17 protein-coding genes are annotated in these 15778 nt (G+C 65.2%); 8 read left to right on the top strand and 9 right to left on the bottom strand.

Features of this window, described 5'->3' with window-relative positions; genetic code table 11:
- Entirely contained in the window at positions 1-237 is a 237-nt protein-coding gene (locus E5Z01_RS00795) for a DUF3248 domain-containing protein (RefSeq protein ID WP_135227628.1), read from the bottom strand.
- Positions 238-536: 299 nt separating this feature from the next.
- Here E5Z01_RS00795 and E5Z01_RS19350 point away from each other — a divergent pair, with 299 nt between their 5' ends.
- A complete protein-coding gene (locus E5Z01_RS19350; protein WP_158591571.1) occupies positions 537-698 on the top strand; it encodes a hypothetical protein in 162 nt (53 codons plus the stop codon).
- Between the two features lie 74 nt (positions 699-772).
- Complete coding sequence (locus E5Z01_RS00790) at positions 773-1309, top strand: substrate-binding periplasmic protein (protein ID WP_135227627.1); 537 nt, start codon at positions 773-775, stop codon at positions 1307-1309.
- Positions 1310-1438: 129 nt separating this feature from the next.
- On the opposite strand, the gene infB is transcribed toward E5Z01_RS00790, so the two are convergent.
- The 4 genes from infB to rimP form a co-directional block, all read right to left on the bottom strand.
- Positions 1439-3331, bottom strand: coding sequence for a translation initiation factor IF-2 (gene infB, locus E5Z01_RS00785; protein WP_135227626.1), 1893 nt, complete (start codon positions 3329-3331; stop codon positions 1439-1441).
- Between the two features lie 56 nt (positions 3332-3387).
- Positions 3388-3702 (bottom strand): YlxR family protein, encoded by a 315-nt coding sequence (locus E5Z01_RS00780; RefSeq protein ID WP_119761716.1) that lies wholly within the window; start codon positions 3700-3702, stop codon positions 3388-3390.
- A gap of 44 nt (positions 3703-3746) precedes the next feature.
- Positions 3747-4940, bottom strand: a complete 1194-nt coding sequence (gene nusA, locus E5Z01_RS00775; protein ID WP_135227625.1) for a transcription termination factor NusA — start codon at positions 4938-4940, stop codon at positions 3747-3749.
- Positions 4941-5042: 102 nt separating this feature from the next.
- Positions 5043-5522: a ribosome maturation factor RimP gene (gene rimP / locus E5Z01_RS00770; protein ID WP_135227624.1), complete on the bottom strand. Its 480-nt coding sequence runs from the start codon at positions 5520-5522 to the stop codon at positions 5043-5045.
- Positions 5523-5797: 275 nt separating this feature from the next.
- Between rimP and E5Z01_RS00765 the strand changes: the two genes are divergently transcribed.
- The 3 genes from E5Z01_RS00765 (at position 5798) to trhA (ending at position 9400) form a co-directional block, all read left to right on the top strand.
- Positions 5798-7384 (top strand): ABC transporter substrate-binding protein, encoded by a 1587-nt coding sequence (locus tag E5Z01_RS00765; protein ID WP_135227623.1) that lies wholly within the window; start codon positions 5798-5800, stop codon positions 7382-7384.
- Between the two features lie 129 nt (positions 7385-7513).
- The gene (locus E5Z01_RS00760) at positions 7514-8701 is read left to right on the top strand and encodes a M20 family metallopeptidase (RefSeq protein WP_135227622.1); all 1188 of its coding nucleotides are present in this window, start codon (positions 7514-7516) and stop codon (positions 8699-8701) included.
- Between the two features lie 57 nt (positions 8702-8758).
- Positions 8759-9400 carry a PAQR family membrane homeostasis protein TrhA gene (trhA, locus tag E5Z01_RS00755; protein ID WP_420810821.1) on the top strand — a complete coding sequence of 214 codons (642 nt, stop codon included), beginning with the start codon at positions 8759-8761 and terminating at the stop codon, positions 9398-9400.
- Positions 9401-9477: 77 nt separating this feature from the next.
- Here the strand turns inward: trhA and E5Z01_RS00750 are convergent, their stop codons facing one another.
- The 3 genes from E5Z01_RS00750 to E5Z01_RS00740 form a co-directional block, all read right to left on the bottom strand.
- A complete protein-coding gene (locus E5Z01_RS00750) occupies positions 9478-9894 on the bottom strand; it encodes a hypothetical protein (RefSeq protein ID WP_135227621.1) in 417 nt (138 codons plus the stop codon).
- Positions 9895-10024: 130 nt separating this feature from the next.
- The gene (locus E5Z01_RS00745) at positions 10025-11050 is read right to left on the bottom strand and encodes a hypothetical protein (RefSeq protein WP_135227620.1); all 1026 of its coding nucleotides are present in this window, start codon (positions 11048-11050) and stop codon (positions 10025-10027) included.
- Positions 11050-11805 (bottom strand): polysaccharide deacetylase family protein, encoded by a 756-nt coding sequence (locus E5Z01_RS00740; RefSeq protein WP_240738109.1) that lies wholly within the window; start codon positions 11803-11805, stop codon positions 11050-11052. Before E5Z01_RS00740 ends, E5Z01_RS00745 begins: the two co-directional genes overlap by 1 nt.
- Before the next feature lie 53 nt (positions 11806-11858).
- Between E5Z01_RS00740 and E5Z01_RS00735 the strand changes: the two genes are divergently transcribed.
- A complete protein-coding gene (locus E5Z01_RS00735) occupies positions 11859-12536 on the top strand; it encodes a glycosyltransferase family 2 protein (protein WP_135227619.1) in 678 nt (225 codons plus the stop codon).
- Here the strand turns inward: E5Z01_RS00735 and E5Z01_RS00730 are convergent.
- Positions 12493-13689, bottom strand: coding sequence for a glycosyltransferase family 4 protein (locus tag E5Z01_RS00730; RefSeq protein ID WP_135227618.1), 1197 nt, complete (start codon positions 13687-13689; stop codon positions 12493-12495). The genes E5Z01_RS00735 and E5Z01_RS00730 overlap by 44 nt on opposite strands.
- 130 nt (positions 13690-13819) lie before the next feature.
- Here E5Z01_RS00730 and E5Z01_RS00725 point away from each other — a divergent pair, with 130 nt between their 5' ends.
- Both E5Z01_RS00725 and E5Z01_RS00720 read left to right on the top strand, forming a co-directional pair.
- Positions 13820-14869, top strand: coding sequence for a YkoP family protein (locus E5Z01_RS00725; protein ID WP_240738108.1), 1050 nt, complete (start codon positions 13820-13822; stop codon positions 14867-14869).
- Between the two features lie 121 nt (positions 14870-14990).
- Positions 14991-15755, top strand: coding sequence for an RNA methyltransferase (locus E5Z01_RS00720; protein WP_167757699.1), 765 nt, complete (start codon positions 14991-14993; stop codon positions 15753-15755).
- Positions 15756-15778 lie beyond the last annotated feature (23 nt).

Genomic DNA, 15778 nt, shown 5'->3' with positions numbered 1-15778 from the left:
TCAATCCACCCACTCGATCACGACCTGCCCGGCCTCCACGGCCTCCTGCAACTCGGCGTCGTTGGCACTGCGGAGTTTCGGCAGGAACGAGAAGCGCGGCGTGGCGGACGCGAACCCCAGCCGTACCACGACCTGCTCACTCACCTCGTCCTTGCCGATACGCCACACCAGCTGCCCGCCCAGGGCTTCGAGCTGGCGGGTCAGGTCAGGCGCAGACGAAAGGGAAGGGTCGGTCATGCCAGCCATACTAGAGCATCCGACAGAAGAACGGAGTGCTTTTCGACCGAGCAGCGCGAGTGAATTGAGTGACTAGAACGGAGAATGAAGTCAGGCGCGATCCATCCCCTTCCTCAGTCTCAGGCGTCAGGTAGAAGTGGGCTTACGCTCAGCTCCGGAGTACCCGAATTAAGAGCTTTGTCAAGGCCAGTTCATAAAGTAGGAAGCTGGCAGTTAACCGGGTCACAGCCGACTGTGCCTAACCTGCCGCCTTTTCTCCTTTCACTTCCTTCACTTTCAACATCATCAGGAGCAAAAGCATGAAACGATTTGCACTCCTCAGCTTCAGTTCCGTTCTGTTCTTCACGCACGTTTCTACCTCAGAGGCCAGGACTATGGCCCAGGTTCAACAGGCCGGGTTCCTGCGCGTCGGCATGCCCGGCGACCTGTACCCTTTCAATCTGGAAGCCGTCGGTCACTGATCCGGTTTCGAGCCGGAGTTCATCGCGGCGCTGGCCAAAAACATGGTGCTGGGTCTGCGGCTGGTCAAAATGCCATGCCCTCCGATGAGCTGTTCGCGGCGCTCAACGACGACAAGATCGACATTGCCATGAACAACTATGCCATGACCAGCACACGCGAGAAGAACATCGACTTTACCAGCGCCTACGCCTGCTCCGGTGTCTCCATCGTTTCCAGGGTGCCGAATTTCAACAAGAACGCGGACCTGGCTGGCAAAACCATCGGGGCCTCGAAGGGGTCGATCATGTTGACCTATATCGAGAAACTGCGCTTCGAGAAAACCGTGAAGGTGTACGACACGAACATGGCCCTGATTCAGGCGGTCGCCGCCGGGCAGGTCGATGCCACCTACGCCTGGACATCGATGCAGAGCGGGCTGAAAAAGGTGCTGCCCATTCCGCTGTACTGGAGCCCGGAACTCTGGAGCTCCCCGGCCGGTATGGCGGTCGCAGGGGGCAACAATTCCCTGAAACAGTCGCTGAATATTTACCTGGCGCGTTACCTGCGCACCAACGACGCTGTGCAGCTCATGAAAAAGTATTACGGCAAGGACGTGCGCTGCGGCAATTGAGCAGGTCGGCAATAAGAAAGAACCCCCTCCACGGCTGGAGGGGGTTCTTTTGGAAAAGAGAAGTGAGGTGATCGGGTTCTAGCTTTTATGCTACGCCTTGCAGCACCCCGCTTTCTCTTCAGAAGCGGATTACTTCTGTTCGACTTCCACCATCTCGCTGGCTTCGATGATGTCGCCTTCCATCACGTCGTTCCAGTCGAGGTTGATGCCGCACTCGTAGCCCTGCTGGACTTCGCGCACGTCGTCCTTGAAGCGTTTCAGGCCGACCACGGTGCCCTCGTACACGACTTCCTTGCCACGCCGCACGATGGCCTTGGCGTTGCGTTTGAAGCTGCCGTCGGTGATGTACGACCCGGCGATGTTGCCGGTTTTGGGGTGACGGATGACCATGCGGACTTCGGCGCGACCCAGGTACTGCTCCTCGAAAACGGGTTCGATGTTGCCCTTGATCAGGCGGTCGACCTCGTCGATGAGTTCGTAGATGATGCGGTAGGACTTGACCTCGACGCCCTTGGTCTCGGCGATTTTGGTCACCGCGCCGCTGGGGGTGACGCTGAAGCACAGGATTTCCGCCTCGGCGGTGCTGGCGAGCAGCACGTCGCCTTCGGTGGGCGCACCGATACCGGCGAACATGACGTTCAGTTTCACGTCGTCGGTTTCCTTGCGGGCCAGGATGCCCTGAATGGCTTCCACGCTGCCCTGCGTGTCGGCGCGCAGAATCAGGTTGACGGTGCGCACCTGACCGAGCGGCCCCAGGATGTCCTCCAGGCTGCGCTGGGCTTTGCGGCGCTGGCGGGCGTCTTCCTCGTCACGGCGGTCGGAGGCCCGCTGGGCGATCACTTCACGGGCGGCGTGCTCGTTCTTGGCGCTTTGCACCTTGTCGCCGCTGGTGGGCACGTCACTGAAGCCCAGGATCTGCACGGGCGTGCTGGGCCCGGCTTCCTTGATGCGGGCGCCGCCACTGTCGGTCATGGCCTTGATCTTGCCGTAGTTCTCGCCCACGACCAGGAAATCCCCGACGTGCAGCGTACCTTCCTGCACCATGACGGTGGCGAGGACGCCCGCCTGCTTGTCGACCTTGCCTTCGATCACCACGCCGCTGAACTGGCCTTTGGGGTCGGCCCGCAGGTCTTCGAGTTCGGCGGTCAGGCTGATGTACTCCAGCAGGTCTTCCACGCCTTCACCACTGCGCGCACTGACCGGCACCACGATCAGGTCACCGCCGTACTCTTCGGGCACCAGATTCAGTTGCGTGAGGTCAGTCTTGACCTTCTCCGGGTCGGCCTGCGCCAGGTCGATCTTGTTGATGGCGATGATCATGGGCACTTTGGCGGCCTGCGCGTGCGCGATGGCCTCGCGGGTCTGGGGCATCAGGCTGTCGTCGGCGGCGATCACGATGATCGCGATGTCCGCGACGTTCGCCCCGCGCGCGCGGATGGTGGTAAAGGCCTCGTGGCCGGGCGTGTCGATGAACACGATCCTGCCCTTGCTGGTCTTGGCCTCGAAGGCCCCGACGTGCTGGGTAATCCCGCCGGCTTCCTTCGCGGCGACCTTCGTCTTGCGGATGTAGTCGAGCAGGCTGGTTTTCCCGTGGTCGACGTGGCCCATGATGGTCACGACCGGCGCGCGGTGCGGAATTTCCTGCGCCGCAGCGGCACTTACTTCCTGCACTGCCACCTCACTGGGGCGCGGCTGCGCTTCAGTGGCACGGCCCTCGACCGGGAGCTGACCGGGAGCGGGCTCCAAAGTGCCGGACAGCACTGTGCCGGACTGTACTGCGGCCTGCACTTCGACGGGAGCCTGTTCGGGCTCAGTGCGGGCAGACTGATCGGGCTCGCTGCCCCCACCCGTGACGGCCGCGCCTTCTTCCTCGACGATCTGCTTGATGAGTTCGACGGTGTCTTCCTCGATGGTGCTGCTGACACTCTTGTAGCTGACGCCCAGCCCGTCGAGGATTTCCAGCATCTTGTGATTGTCGACGCCAAGTTCCTTGGCGAGCGTGTAAATTCGGACTTTCGACATGCGTCCCTCCGTGGTTCGCCCGCACTGAGCGGGCATTAATTCAAGTTCTCATGGGTTCATCCAGTGACGCCCGTGGGGGCGGTTCCTGATTCGAGTTCCTGATTGAGTTGATGAAAAGCCGCGACCGACAGGGCCATTTTTTCCGCCTGAGCGCCGAAGGTGCGCCGGAGTTTCTTTTCCTGCCCGCAGGCGGGATTGTCCGCGCACAGGTAGGTGCCCCGTCCTGCCCGCGCCGGTTTTCCCCTGCGCGAGTCCATCTGCCAGAGGCCCTGGGTGTCCTTCGTGAAACGCAGGAATTCCCCTTGTGGGCGCTTCTTGCGGCAGGCCACGCAGGTGCGTTCCGGAACGTGTTTCTGGCAAACTTCACTCACGACGAATCCTTCATGACGAAACCCTGACCCCGGCGTGACCGGGCTTACTCTTCCTGTTGAACGTCGTCGGGGCTGGCGGTCGCCACGCTCTTGCTGTCGGCGAACAGGGCGTCGAAGGCGGATTTCGCCGCGCCTTGCGGTTCGCCTCCGCTCTGTTCATCCTGCATGGCCTGCTGCATGGCGGCGTCCAGGTCGCTGACGGCGGCGGTTTCCCGCAGGTCGATCTTGAACCCGGTCAGTTTCGCGGCCAGGCGCACGTTCTGCCCGCCTTTGCCGATGGCGAGGCTGAGCTGATCCGGCGTGACCGTCACGCCGGCCTCGCGGCTTTCGCTGTCGGCTTCGATCAGGCCGACTTTTGCCGGGGAGAGGGCGTTGCGAATGAATTCACGGGTGTTGGCGTCCCACAGGATCACGTCCACGCGCTCGCGCCCGAGTTCACCGGTTACCGCCTGAATGCGGTTGCCACGGTGCCCGATGCACGCGCCGATGGGGTCGACGTTGCTGTTGTGGCTGAACACCGCCACCTTGCTGCGCTGCCCGGCCTCGCGGGCGATGGCCTTGATTTCCACGATGCCGTTCGCCACTTCGGGAATTTCCTGGCGCAGCAGGTAATCCAGCAGCCGCTCGTCGGCACGAGAAGCCAGGATAGTGGGGCCTTTGGGCGTCTTGCGGACTTCCTTCAGGTAGATCTTGACGCGGTTGCCGGGGGTCAGCTTCTCGCCGGGAATCTGCTCGCGCGGCGGCAGAATCGCCTCACCCGCGCCCAGTTCCACGAACCAGTTACCTTTGTTGTCGCTGCGCACGATCTGCGCCGTGAGGACCTGACCTTCACGGTCTTTGTACTCGTTGAACACCACGTTACGCTCGGTTTCGCGCATTTTCTGCGTCAGGGTCTGCTTGGCGGCCTGCAACGCAATGCGGCTAAATTTCTCGCGGTCGACCGGGAATTCCATCTCCATGCCCAGTTCCACGCCGGAATCGAGTTCCAGCGCGTCGGCCAGCGAGATCTGAAGGTTCTCGTCCTCCACCTTCTCCACGACTTCACGCACGACCAGCACTTCCAGTTCACCCGACTGCGGGTCGAGGTGAACTTCGATGCGTTTGTCCGGCTCCACGTTGCGGGTGTAGGCCTGCGCGAGGGACTGCTCGAACGCCTCGATCAGCTGCATCTCGTTGATGTTGCGGGCCTGCGCGACTTCACGCAGGGCATCCGCGAAATTAATTTCCGGTTGGCTCATCTCACTCTTCCTTTGTTGACACGGTGTATTGGCATTGCGCGGCGCGCCGCCTGTCGAGGTTGTGGGCTTTTTTCCACCAGCCACTCGCTGCGGGCAATAGACCTATCTGTGCCGATCTGGAAATTCGGCCAGGTTGGCCTGCATTTCGCTGGCTTTCACCGTAACGTCTTCTCCGCCGACGCTGAAGGTCACGTCGTCGCCGCTGACCGCTTTGATGGGGGCGGTGAAGTTGTGCGCCCCACTTTTCACCCTGGCTTTCAGGCCCAGCATGCGCTCGAAGTGGCGGGCGCGGGTGAGGGGGCGTTTGGAACCGGGGGACTCGAATTCCAGGCGGTACTCGCCGGGGATGGGGTCGGCCTCGTCGAACAGCGCGTCGGCGGCGCGGCTGGCTTTCGTGAGGTCGTCCATGGTGACGGGCTGCTCGTCCAGGCGGTCGATGCGAATCAGGACGATGTGCTCGCCGCCCTGTTTCTGCTGCTGGACTTCCAGCACCTCGAACCCCAGGGGCTGCACGGCTTCCTGGGCGAGGGTGATGAGTTTCTGGTTGTTCTCTGTGTTGTTCTGGGCTGGGTTGTTATTCATATTGTAGTGGCCTGCCTGAGTGGGCGCGGGCCGTTTCACCACCTCCTCCACGAAAAAAGGTGGAGGACTACCCCACCCTTCGTTCGAGGAACGGCCTCCAGTATAGCGCGGCCGGCGCAAGCGGCCCGGCGGCGCGTCACATTGCCGGCAAGGACACGCCTCAGGAGTTCTGTACATAAAGCTCGTGCCCGCGATAACGATAAACAGCCTTCACCCCGGCCTTCAGACACCCTTTAGAATCAGGCACATTCCTAATGCACTTCTGAAGGACGTTCATGCTGAAAAAAGCCGTGTTCGCCGCCTTGTCCCTCTCGCTCGTCGCCGGTCTGGCCCAGGCCGCGACCCTGGTTTACGGTGCGGGGGGTGAACCCGTGTCGCTGGATTCCGGCACCATTACGGACGGAAATTCCAGCATGCCGCAGCTGCTGGTCTACGACCCGCTGGTGAAGTTCAAAAAGGGCACGTCGCAGCTGGCGCCGGGCCTGGCCCTGCAATGGAAACCGAACAAAGACGCCACCGAGTGGACGTTCTTCCTGCGTCCTGGCGTGAAGTTCACCGATGGCACGCCTTTCAACGCCGACGCCGTGGTGTTCAACGTGAACCGCTGGTGGGACAGAGACGCCCCCGGCGGCGCGAAGGAGACCGGCAAGAGTTTCACGTCCTGGCAGTTTATTTTCGGGGGCTTTAAGGGCGAGAGCAACAGCCTGCTGAAAAGCGTACGGGCAGACGGGGCGAACAAGGTGGTGTTTACCCTGACGCGCCCCTTCGCGCCGCTGCCGGAAACGCTGGCCACATCGTTCTTCGGCATTGCCAGCCCGGCGGCGGTCAAGAAAGCTGGGGCGAAGTACGGCACGCCCGCCGCGCTGCCGGTGGGAACGGGGCCGTTCGTGATGCAAAGCTGGCAGACCGGCGACCGCATCGTCCTGACGCCCAACAAGGCGCACTGGGGCAAAAAGGCCAGTTACGACCAGCTGGTGCTGCGCTTCATCAAAGACCCGGCGGCCCGCCTGAACGAGTTGAAGGCCGGAACCATCGACTTCACGACCGACCTGAACCCGGAACAACTGAATGCCGTCAAGAGCGACAAGAACCTGACGCCCGTGCTGGTGCCGTCGTTCAACGTGGGTTTCCTGAGCCTGAACATGAACAACACGTACCTGAAAAACGACAAGGTGCGCCGGGCCATCAGCATGGCGGTGAACAAAAAAGCCATCGTGGAGGCGTTCTGGAATGGCCTGGGCGTCACGGACGCCAGCTTCCTGCCGCCGGCCCTGGGCTGGGCCAACAGCAAGAACGTTCCGGACGATTACAGGTTCGATCCGGCCGCTGCGAAGAAACTGCTGGCGGAAGCGGGCTACCCGAACGGATTTTCGATTGACCTGTGGTACATGCCGGTCAGCCGCCCATATTTTCCCACGCCCAAACCCATCGCCGAGGCGATGGCCGCCGACCTCTCGGCCATCGGGGTCAAGGTCAACCTCAAGACCGAGGACTGGGCCAAGTACCTCGACGACCGCAACAAGGCCCCTGGCTTCGACATGTACATGATCGGCTGGACCGGCCCTTACGCCAGCCCGTACAACTTCTATTACACGTATTACGGCGATGAGTCCTCGCTGGACAGCAACTACCGCAGCCCCAAGATCTTCGAGCTGTTGCGGCAGGCGTCGGCGTCCAGCAGCCAGGCGGCGCAGGCCAGGGCCTACTCGCAGATTCACCAGATCACGTATGACGCGAACGTTCGCCTTCCCATCGTGCATAGCCGCCCGCTGGGCGCTACGCGCACCTACGTGAAAGGCTGGATGCCCGGCCCCAGCACCCTGCTGCCGTTCGAGGACATCACCATCGACGGGAAGAAGTAAAGGAAAGGACTGCCCCCACCAGTCGCCTGCCACCAGGAATGTGGCGGGCGGCTCGTTTCTAGAGCACCCGCCGGGACTTCCTCCGGACACCGAACTACACTGAAGCACCAAACCACAGGAGGTCGACCTATGACGCAGACACCCGAGACGCGGATACCCGGGACGCAGGTGCCCGCCGAACTTTCGCAGCAGGTCATTCAGTGGCGGCGTCACCTGCACCGCCATCCCGAACTGTCTTTTCAGGAGCACCACACCGCGCAGTTTGTCGAGGAGGAGCTGCGTCGACTTCCCCACCTGAGCGTCTCGCGGCCCACGCCCACCAGCGTGCTGGCGGTGCTCAGGGGCCAGGCCGGGCCGGGCAAGACGGTGCTGCTGCGGGCCGACATGGACGCGCTGCCCATCCAGGAGGAAACCGGGCTGGAGTTCACCTCGCAGAACCAGGGCGTCATGCACGCCTGCGGTCACGACGGGCACACCGCCATGCTGCTGGGGGCCGCCAGGATGCTCTCGGCGCACCCGGAAACGCTCAGCGGTGAAGTGCGTTTTATCTTTCAGCACGCCGAGGAATTGCCGCCCGGCGGAGCGCAGCAACTGGTGGATGCCGGCCTGATGGACGGGGTGGATACCGTGATGGGCATTCACCTGATGAGTCCGGTGCCGACCGGTGTGGTGGTGGTGAAAGGCGGGCCGCTGATGGCCGCCGCCGACCGCTTCAGCCTGAAAATTCAGGGGAAAGGCGGTCACGGGGCCATGCCGAACCAGACCATCGACCCGGTGGTGATTGCCGCGCAGATTATCCTGGCGTTCCAGACCATCGTGTCGCGCACCCTCGACCCGATGGATACGGCCGTGGTGACGGTGGCGACACTGGAAGGCGGGCAGGCCATGAACGTTATTCCGGACACCGTAACGCTGGGCGGCACCGTCCGCACCTTCAATCCGGAGGTTCGCACCCTCATTCCAGAGCGGATGGAAGCCATTGCGAAAGGCATCACGCAGGCGCACGGGGCCACCTACCAGTTCGATTACATCCAGGGCTACCGCGCCACCACGAACGACCCAGAGGTGGCGGCAAAACTTCAGGAGATGGTGCGCCAGGTGCTGCCTGAGGCCCAGTTGCTCACGAACCCCAACCCCCTGATGGGCAGCGAGGACTTCAGCGCGTACATGACCAAGGCCCCCGGCACCTTCGTGCTGATCGGCGCGGGTGGCCCGGACGCTGCCCCGCACCACCACCCGAAGTTCGACCTGGACGAACAGGCGCTGGAGCAGGGCGTGAAACTGTACATCGGCGCCGCCCACACCCTGACGCGCTGAACAGCCGAAAAGTTCACCGCGCCCGATCCGCCGCGCTTCCCCGGCGTACCCTGAGGCGTGAGCCTGCAGTCTGTCTTGCGTGAACCGGTGAATGCCCTGACCCACTGGGCCGGCGTGCTGGCGGCCCTGCTGCTGCTATTGCCCATGCTGTGGTGGGCTGACCGGGCGGGGCTGGCGCGCTGGCCGTTCACGGTGTTTCTGGTCAGCATGGCCGCCCTGTACGCGGCCTCGGCGGCCTACCACTCCTTCCGGGGCAGCGAACGCGGGCTGCTGTGGCTGCGGAAACTGGATCATGCCGGCATCTTCCTGCTGATCGCCGGGAGCTACACGCCCGTGGCCTACTCCGGGCTGCACGGGTTCTGGCGCGGCGGCGTGCTGTACGGCATCTGGGGTATTGCGTTGGCCGGCATTGCCCTGAAGCTCCTCACGATGAATCTGCCGCGCTGGATCAGCACCCTGCTTTACCTGGGCATGGGCTGGCTGGCACTGGCGCTGCTGCCGCAGCTGATCCGGAACCTGCCCGCCCAGGCCATCTTCTGGCTGGCGGCAGGCGGGCTGCTGTATACGGCCGGGGCCATCGTTTACGCCACCAAACGCTGGAACCCGCGCCCCGGCGTGTTCGGTTTCCACGAGATCTGGCACCTGTTCGTGCTGGGCGGCACCGGCGCCCACGTGGTGATGATGTTCAACCTGCGGTAAGAGGATCGTGGTCAGTCGGAAGCGGGCAAAGCCCTTTTGCTTACGTTGATTTTTCCATCCCCTCCCGAACCCCTGCCCTAATTCAGGTTCAGGTCTGCGGGTTCAAGGCCCTGATACATCCGGTTGATTTCGCGCAGGAGCTGCCGGGCCACCACCGCCACGCTGTCGGTGTCCAGGTCGGTGACGCGAAACACGCCGCTGGTGCCGAATTCCCCGTGAAATTCCTCGCCGTGCAGGCGGACGCGCACCAGCACCTCGCACAGGCCCAGGCGAAACCAGGCGGCGTGAAACTCACCCAGCGGCACCGGCACCAGCCTCCGCAAGGGGTCAGGCACGATGTCCATGGACACGTTGTTCAGCGGCTGACCGCGCCCACCCGCCGTGCGCAGGGCATGGTACAGGCCGTTGAGCAGCCGCTCGCACAGTTCCTGCTCGGTGCGGCGCTGCTCGGCGGTGCGGTGCAGGGTGAGTTGCAGGTCGTCGAAATCACTCATTCGGCATCCAGCAGTCTAGAGCATCTGCCAAAGAACCGAGCGCTTTTGTCCGAGCAGCGCGAGTGAATTGAGATGAGCAGGACGAAGAACGGAGTTAGGCGAAGTGCCTTTCCGACTTCAGAGACCTGCTCTAGAGGTTCCAGTGCCAGGCCCTCACGTCCAGGCCCCCAGCATCCTGCGCCGACACGACCGTGATGACCTGCACCTGCCCGGCGCGGCGCAACCAGTACGCCGTGTGGCCCGGCGCGCGGGTGAGGAGTTGCCCGGAAGTGTGCCGGAGTGTGGTTTCCGGGCTGGTGGATACCTGGCCGTACAGGTGATCGGCCAGACTACCAAATTCCGGGTCGGTCAGACCGGGCAGCAGGGCTTGCAGGTGGCGGCGCAGGCGCGAGGGGTTGGGCAACGGTGCGGTGACGGTGTGTTCCGGAAGTGAGCGCAGCGCGCGGGCAGCGTTTCCCACCTGCACACCTGGCGGGCGGGGCAGGTCGCCGTGCAGCAGGGACAGGGTGGCCCACAGGGTGGTGGCCGCCAGGATGGACGGGTCGTTCAGCAGCTCGGGCTGGGTGGTCACGGCGCTGAGAATCTGCCGGGCCGCGTGCTGACGCCACTCGTGGTGCAGGCCCACGTAGGCCGACAGCACCCCCCAGCCGTGCAGCATGGCGTGCTGGGCCTGCACGGTCAGCACCGTGGCGCTCACCCCGGCCCAGGTGCCCTGCTGTTCGGCGGGCAGGCTGCGGCGCAGCGGCTCGTAGCCGTCCCTGGCGTGCGTGTCGGCGGCCCACTGGTGGCAGCGGGCGGCGTCCATCGCCAGGTGGGCGGTGGCGAGGTGCCGGACAACGTGGGGCGTACTGTCGGCGGCAATGACAGGCGGGTGGCCGAGCGCCATCAGGGGCCAGGCGGGGTGTTCGCGCTCGGTCAGCACCGTCCAGGGGTGGGGCTTGCGGCGCGGCAAGTCTGGCCGGGTGCCGGTGAGGCGGTGAAGGTGCTCGCCCACGTCGTCGTGCAGGCGGGCCAGTTGCGTCGCCAGTGAACCGGCCGCTGGGCACAGTTGAGCCTCGGCGCCGGCGTCCAGCAGCGTGCCGCGCCCCAGGGGAAGGGCCAGGGCGGCAGGCAGCAGCAGAGGGGGAACGGGATCAGGATGGGCGGGTTCCCTCATCAGCGTCCGTAACTCCGGCGCAGGCGTTTCAGGCCCGCCCGCCAGGTCAGGCGCTGCGGACGCAGTTCATGCAGGGTGACCGCCCTTAAACCCCTGGCGTGCAGGCCGCTCAGGACGAGCCTCAGGAGTTCAGGGGTCACCTGGGGGCCGTCGTGCAACAGCACGACACTGCCGGGCCGCATCTGCGCCAGCGTCTGCGCCGCGAGAATCTCGGCGGACTGATTCAACCAGTCGCGGCCCTCCACGTCCCACAGGGCAATCTGCCGGCGGTGGAGGCGGGCCAGCAGCCGTGTGAAGGGGCTGTGCCCGCCGTAAGGAGGCCGGTACAGCAGCGGCCCTGTGACCAAGAACCCCGGCTCCTGAGCACGGAGTTCCTGGATACGGGGATGCCAGCGAACCTGCGCCCATTCGCGCCACGGTTGCAGCAGCAGCGCGTGGGTGTGCCAGCGCCCGTGCGCTTCCACCTGATGGCCGGCCTGCACGGTGGCCTGCAACTCTGCGGGAAAGGCCCGGCAGGCGGGCTGCGTCACGAAAAACGTGGCCTGCACCCCAAATTCCCTCAGGACGTCCAGCAACTCGTGGGTGCGCTCCGACGGGCCATCGTCGAACGTGACGGCCACGTTCGGCTCGCTGCCTGGGCCGCCCCCCAGGGCGCCCCAGCCCATGGCGCGGCCCAGCACCTCGCCGAGCACCGCGCTCAGCACGGTGACCCCCAGCAGGCCCGCCGTGACGGCCCTCCAGCGCCCGGCACTCACGGCGACCCGCCAGTCGCGCTGCCGCTGCCCGGAAGTCCTGCTAGGCTGTGCGGATGCCGGAATTCACCGTGATCATCCCGGCGTGGAACGAAGCGAAGTACCTGCCCGCCACCCTCCGCGCACTTGAACGTCAGACGTACGCCCCCCATGAGGTCATCGTCGTGGATAACCTCAGCCGGGACGACACGCCCGGCATTGCGCAGGCCTGGGGGGCCACCCTGCTGACCTGCGAGAAACGTGGTGTGGCGCACGCCCGCCAGATGGGCCTGGAGCACGCCCGCACGCCCTGGGTCGCCACCACCGACGCGGATTCCCACCCCATTCCGGAGTGGCTGGGGTACTACAACGCCGCCACGCCGGGCCGCGCGGCCCTGTACGGCCCCATGCGTTTTTTTGGCCTGCGCGAACCGTATCCGCTGCTGACCCACGTGTCGTACAGCGCCTTTTTGCACGTGGCGCGCCTGATGGGCAAACCCAACCTGGCCGGGGCCAACATGGCCTACTCGCGCAAGGCCGCGCTGCTGGTGGGCGGCTACGCCAGGGTCGAAGCCTACGAGGACGTCATTCTGGGTCAGGCCCTGGGCGAGGTGGGCGAGGTGGCCTACGTGCCCGGGGCGCTGGTGGAAACGAGCGCCAGACGCCTGGACAAGGGCGTCCTTCAGTTCGCCTGGCGGCACGTCCGCAACGTCACCGGTCATACGCGGGGTTACTTCGACGAGTTACGGGAATGAACTTTCCCTTCTCGCCCCCCGAATCTGCCTGAGCGGTGTGGCGGCTCAGGGCGCTGTCGTACACGCGCAGCACCTGCTCGGCCACACCACCGGGCGTGGTGCGGCCCCCGAACTCGCGGGCGTTGCGCGACAACTCGGCCCAGCGCTGCGGGGTTTGCAGAATGGCCTGGGCATGCTGCACCAGCCCGCTGACGTCCCCCGGCGCCACCAGGTAACCGCTGTAACCGCTCTCCACGCTGCTCAGCGTGCCGCGCGCCCCCACCGCCACCACCGGGACGCCCATCAGTTGCGCTTCCTGAAGCACCAGGCCCTGCGTTTCGGAATCGGACGCGAACAGGAACAGTTCGGCCAGGCGGTAATACGCCCCGATTTCGGTCCAGGGGCGCACGCCCAGGAAGGTCACGCGCTCCAGAATGCCCAGTTTCGCGGCGTGGTGTTCCAGGTGCAGGCGCTCCGGCCCCTCGCCCAGCACCACCAGGTGCGCGTCCGGCAGCCTGGCCAGAGCGTCGAGCACCAGATCGAAGCGTTTCTCGCGCGCCAGGCGGCCCACGGTCAGCAGGCGGCGCTTGCCTTCCGGCCAGGGGCTGACGATGGGCGGCGCGGCGTTCAGCGCCACGGGGTCGATGCTGGTGGGAATGACGACGGGGTGCGGCACGCCCCAGGCCCGCAGATCGGGGATCATCTCGGCGCTGGGGGTGATCACAGCGTCGGCTTTGCCGTACACCTGCCCCACGAAACGCGGCACCAGCTTCACGGTGCGGTCGATGGCGCCGAGGCCCGGCACGTAGTGGGTATAGGCGCTGAGGTGCGTGTGGTAGGTGGCGACGTGCGGGATGTCCCATTTGCGCGTCAGGCGCACACCGGCCAGGCCCAGCGTCAGGGGCGTGTGGGTGTGAATCAGGTCGTACTTCTGCTCGAAGTGCCGGCGGGTCGGCCAGGCCAGGCGGTAGGTGGGCAAAAAGGTGTAGCGAATGCTGGAAACGCGCCGCACGTCCGGGCGGTGATCCAGGTAATCCGGAAAGTCCGGCGCCACGACTTCCACATGGTGCCCGCGCTCGGCCAGCTGTTCGCTGAGCAGACACACGCTGGTCACGATGCCGTTCTGATCGGGCAGGAACGTGTCGGTGAAGAGCCCGATGCGCAGGGGCTTCATGCGTTCACGCTCGCCCGAAGGAAAATGAAGGAAATCTGAAGCATGCCTGCCTCAGAGCATACGCCGAAAACACATGAGAGGTGCCTGAAAATGGGTGACTGGCGCCCCAGCGCGTACAATGCCTGCCAGCATGTCTCGACGCACCCTGTGGCCTCTCCTGCTGCGCGCCGGCGCCTTCGGCAGCCTGCATGGCGGTCATCCCGGCGACCCCGCCGTGGGCCTGACCGTTCCTATCGAGTCCGCCGCAGATTTCGCGGCCACGCTGGAGATGTTGAACGCGCAGGGAGTCAGGGCCACGCTGCTCGTCTCCTTGAAGGCCAGCCACGAATGCGCCGACGACCTGTGGCGGGCCCTGCAGGCAGGACACGAGGTGGCGGGGTGGAATGGGCCGATCCAGCCCACACGCCTGGAAGCCCTGAGCGGCCAGCCCGTGCGTTACTGGGGGCTGGCGGCCCCCAGCCAGACGGGCGGGGCGCTGCGAAAGCTGCGGCAGGCCGGGATCGCTCCTTTGCCGGCCCCCGCCCGTGAAGCGGCCCCCGGCGTTCTTCTGCGCGTCCCTCTGGCCGACCTGCGGGCCGTGCTGCCTGACCTGAAAGCCAGGGGCTACCGGGCCGTCCCCGCCGGTGAACTCCGCGACCTGCGGCCGGCCGAGCCGCGTGACCTGCTGCACCACCTTTATCAGCGCGCGGTGGAAGACCGGTACGCGCAGCGTGAGGGCATCATCGACCTTTCTGGCCGGTTCGACGCGGTGATGCGCGTGGCGGCCCTCGACCACGCCCCGCCCCCCCTGCCGCTGCCGCCGGGCACGCCCACGGCGGAACTGCACCTGAACTCCACGCGGCTGGTCGGCCTGGCCTCGCGCAACCTGACCGCCACCTACAAGGCCTACCAGCGCAGCCTGCGCGACGTGGCCCAGGCGCTTCAGACCCACCCGGAGTTACAAGGCGCACAGGCCGTGTTCGCCGTGACCCTGTTTCACGGCCCGCTGGCCAAAGCCGGGTTCACCATCCTTGACTTGCCCCCCCTGCGCGCCCGCTGGTACGGCCTGGGGTTCCGCGTTCTGCGCGCCGCCTACGGCACCACCCGTACCCCCAGCGAAGGCACCCCCAAAATGGGCTGGATGACCCGTGAAGCCTTTCTGGAACGGTACGGAGAGAAAAACGTACAGCGCCGGGAGTGAAGGGCAAAAGGGGTGGCTGGTCACCGAAGGCTGGAAAAACAGCACAAAGCAATGGTCGTTCACGCGCCACAGTCTCCCCACGGCACATGCCCCACGCTGCCTTTCTGCTAGCATCCCCCACGTGAATCTTGCGGTGGTGCTGGTGTCTCCGAAAACGCCTGGAAACGTGGGGGCGGCGGCCCGCGCGATGCTGAACATGGGGGCCAGTGATCTGCGGGTCGTCGCGCCGCGCTGCGACATTCTGGATTCGCAGGCGGTGGCGATGGCGGTGCACGCGGCAGACTTGCTGCGCTCGGCGCGGATATACAGCACGCTGCGGGAAGCCCTGGCTGACCGCGACCTGAGTGTGGGCACCACGGCGCGGCTGCGGGCCGACCTGCCGGCCCCGCGTCACCCGGCCCAGGTGCGGCCGCTGGTGCGGGCGGCGCAGGCCCCGGCGCTGGTGTTCGGGCCGGAGGAAACGGGCCTGCTCAACAGTGATCTGGAGCAGTGCCAGGTGTCGATCCGCATTCCCACCGGGGAATACGCCAGCCTGAATCTGGCGCAGGCCGTGCTGCTGGTGTGCTACGAGTTCATGCAGGCGCAGGACGAAGTCCCGGAATGGACGCGCAAGACCGCCAGCCGCGAGGAAATGGAGGCGATGTACGGTCACCTGCACGAGACCATGCACCTGATCGGTTACACCGACGCGGTGCGGGCGCGGCACACCCTGCGGCTGTGGCGGGCCATGCTCGACCGCGCCCTGATGAGCAGCGCCGAAAGCCGCCTGTTCCGGGGCCTGCTGCGGCAGGTTCAGTGGAAGGTGCAGGACGCCGCCACGAGGGGAATGGTGACGACCAGACAGGGAAAAGAAGTGGAGAGTGAGGAGCAGACGGCGGAAAGCTAAGAGCAGAGGGCAAGAAACAGTTT

Origin of the sequence: Deinococcus fonticola (genome assembly GCF_004634215.1) — a bacterium.
GTDB lineage: Bacteria > Deinococcota > Deinococci > Deinococcales > Deinococcaceae > Deinococcus > Deinococcus fonticola.
The sequence above is the reverse complement of the archived record's forward strand: the minus strand, read 5'-3'. Positions and strand labels throughout refer to the sequence as shown.

What these genes read in the sequence shown, in the direction of transcription:
- E5Z01_RS00795 (WP_135227628.1), bottom strand. Translation starts at nt 237, where the DNA reads ATGACCGACCCTTCCCTTTCGTCTGCGCCTGACCTGACCCGCCAGCTC.
- E5Z01_RS19350 (WP_158591571.1), top strand. Translation starts at nt 537, where the DNA reads ATGAAACGATTTGCACTCCTCAGCTTCAGTTCCGTTCTGTTCTTCACG.
- E5Z01_RS00790 (WP_135227627.1), top strand. Translation starts at nt 773, where the DNA reads ATGCCCTCCGATGAGCTGTTCGCGGCGCTCAACGACGACAAGATCGAC.
- infB (WP_135227626.1), bottom strand. Translation starts at nt 3,331, where the DNA reads ATGTCGAAAGTCCGAATTTACACGCTCGCCAAGGAACTTGGCGTCGAC.
- nusA (WP_135227625.1), bottom strand. Translation starts at nt 4,940, where the DNA reads ATGAGCCAACCGGAAATTAATTTCGCGGATGCCCTGCGTGAAGTCGCG.
- rimP (WP_135227624.1), bottom strand. Translation starts at nt 5,522, where the DNA reads ATGAATAACAACCCAGCCCAGAACAACACAGAGAACAACCAGAAACTC.
- E5Z01_RS00765 (WP_135227623.1), top strand. Translation starts at nt 5,798, where the DNA reads ATGCTGAAAAAAGCCGTGTTCGCCGCCTTGTCCCTCTCGCTCGTCGCC.
- E5Z01_RS00760 (WP_135227622.1), top strand. Translation starts at nt 7,514, where the DNA reads ATGACGCAGACACCCGAGACGCGGATACCCGGGACGCAGGTGCCCGCC.
- E5Z01_RS00750 (WP_135227621.1), bottom strand. Translation starts at nt 9,894, where the DNA reads ATGAGTGATTTCGACGACCTGCAACTCACCCTGCACCGCACCGCCGAG.
- E5Z01_RS00745 (WP_135227620.1), bottom strand. Translation starts at nt 11,050, where the DNA reads ATGAGGGAACCCGCCCATCCTGATCCCGTTCCCCCTCTGCTGCTGCCT.
- E5Z01_RS00735 (WP_135227619.1), top strand. Translation starts at nt 11,859, where the DNA reads ATGCCGGAATTCACCGTGATCATCCCGGCGTGGAACGAAGCGAAGTAC.
- E5Z01_RS00730 (WP_135227618.1), bottom strand. Translation starts at nt 13,689, where the DNA reads ATGAAGCCCCTGCGCATCGGGCTCTTCACCGACACGTTCCTGCCCGAT.
- E5Z01_RS00725 (WP_240738108.1), top strand. Translation starts at nt 13,820, where the DNA reads ATGTCTCGACGCACCCTGTGGCCTCTCCTGCTGCGCGCCGGCGCCTTC.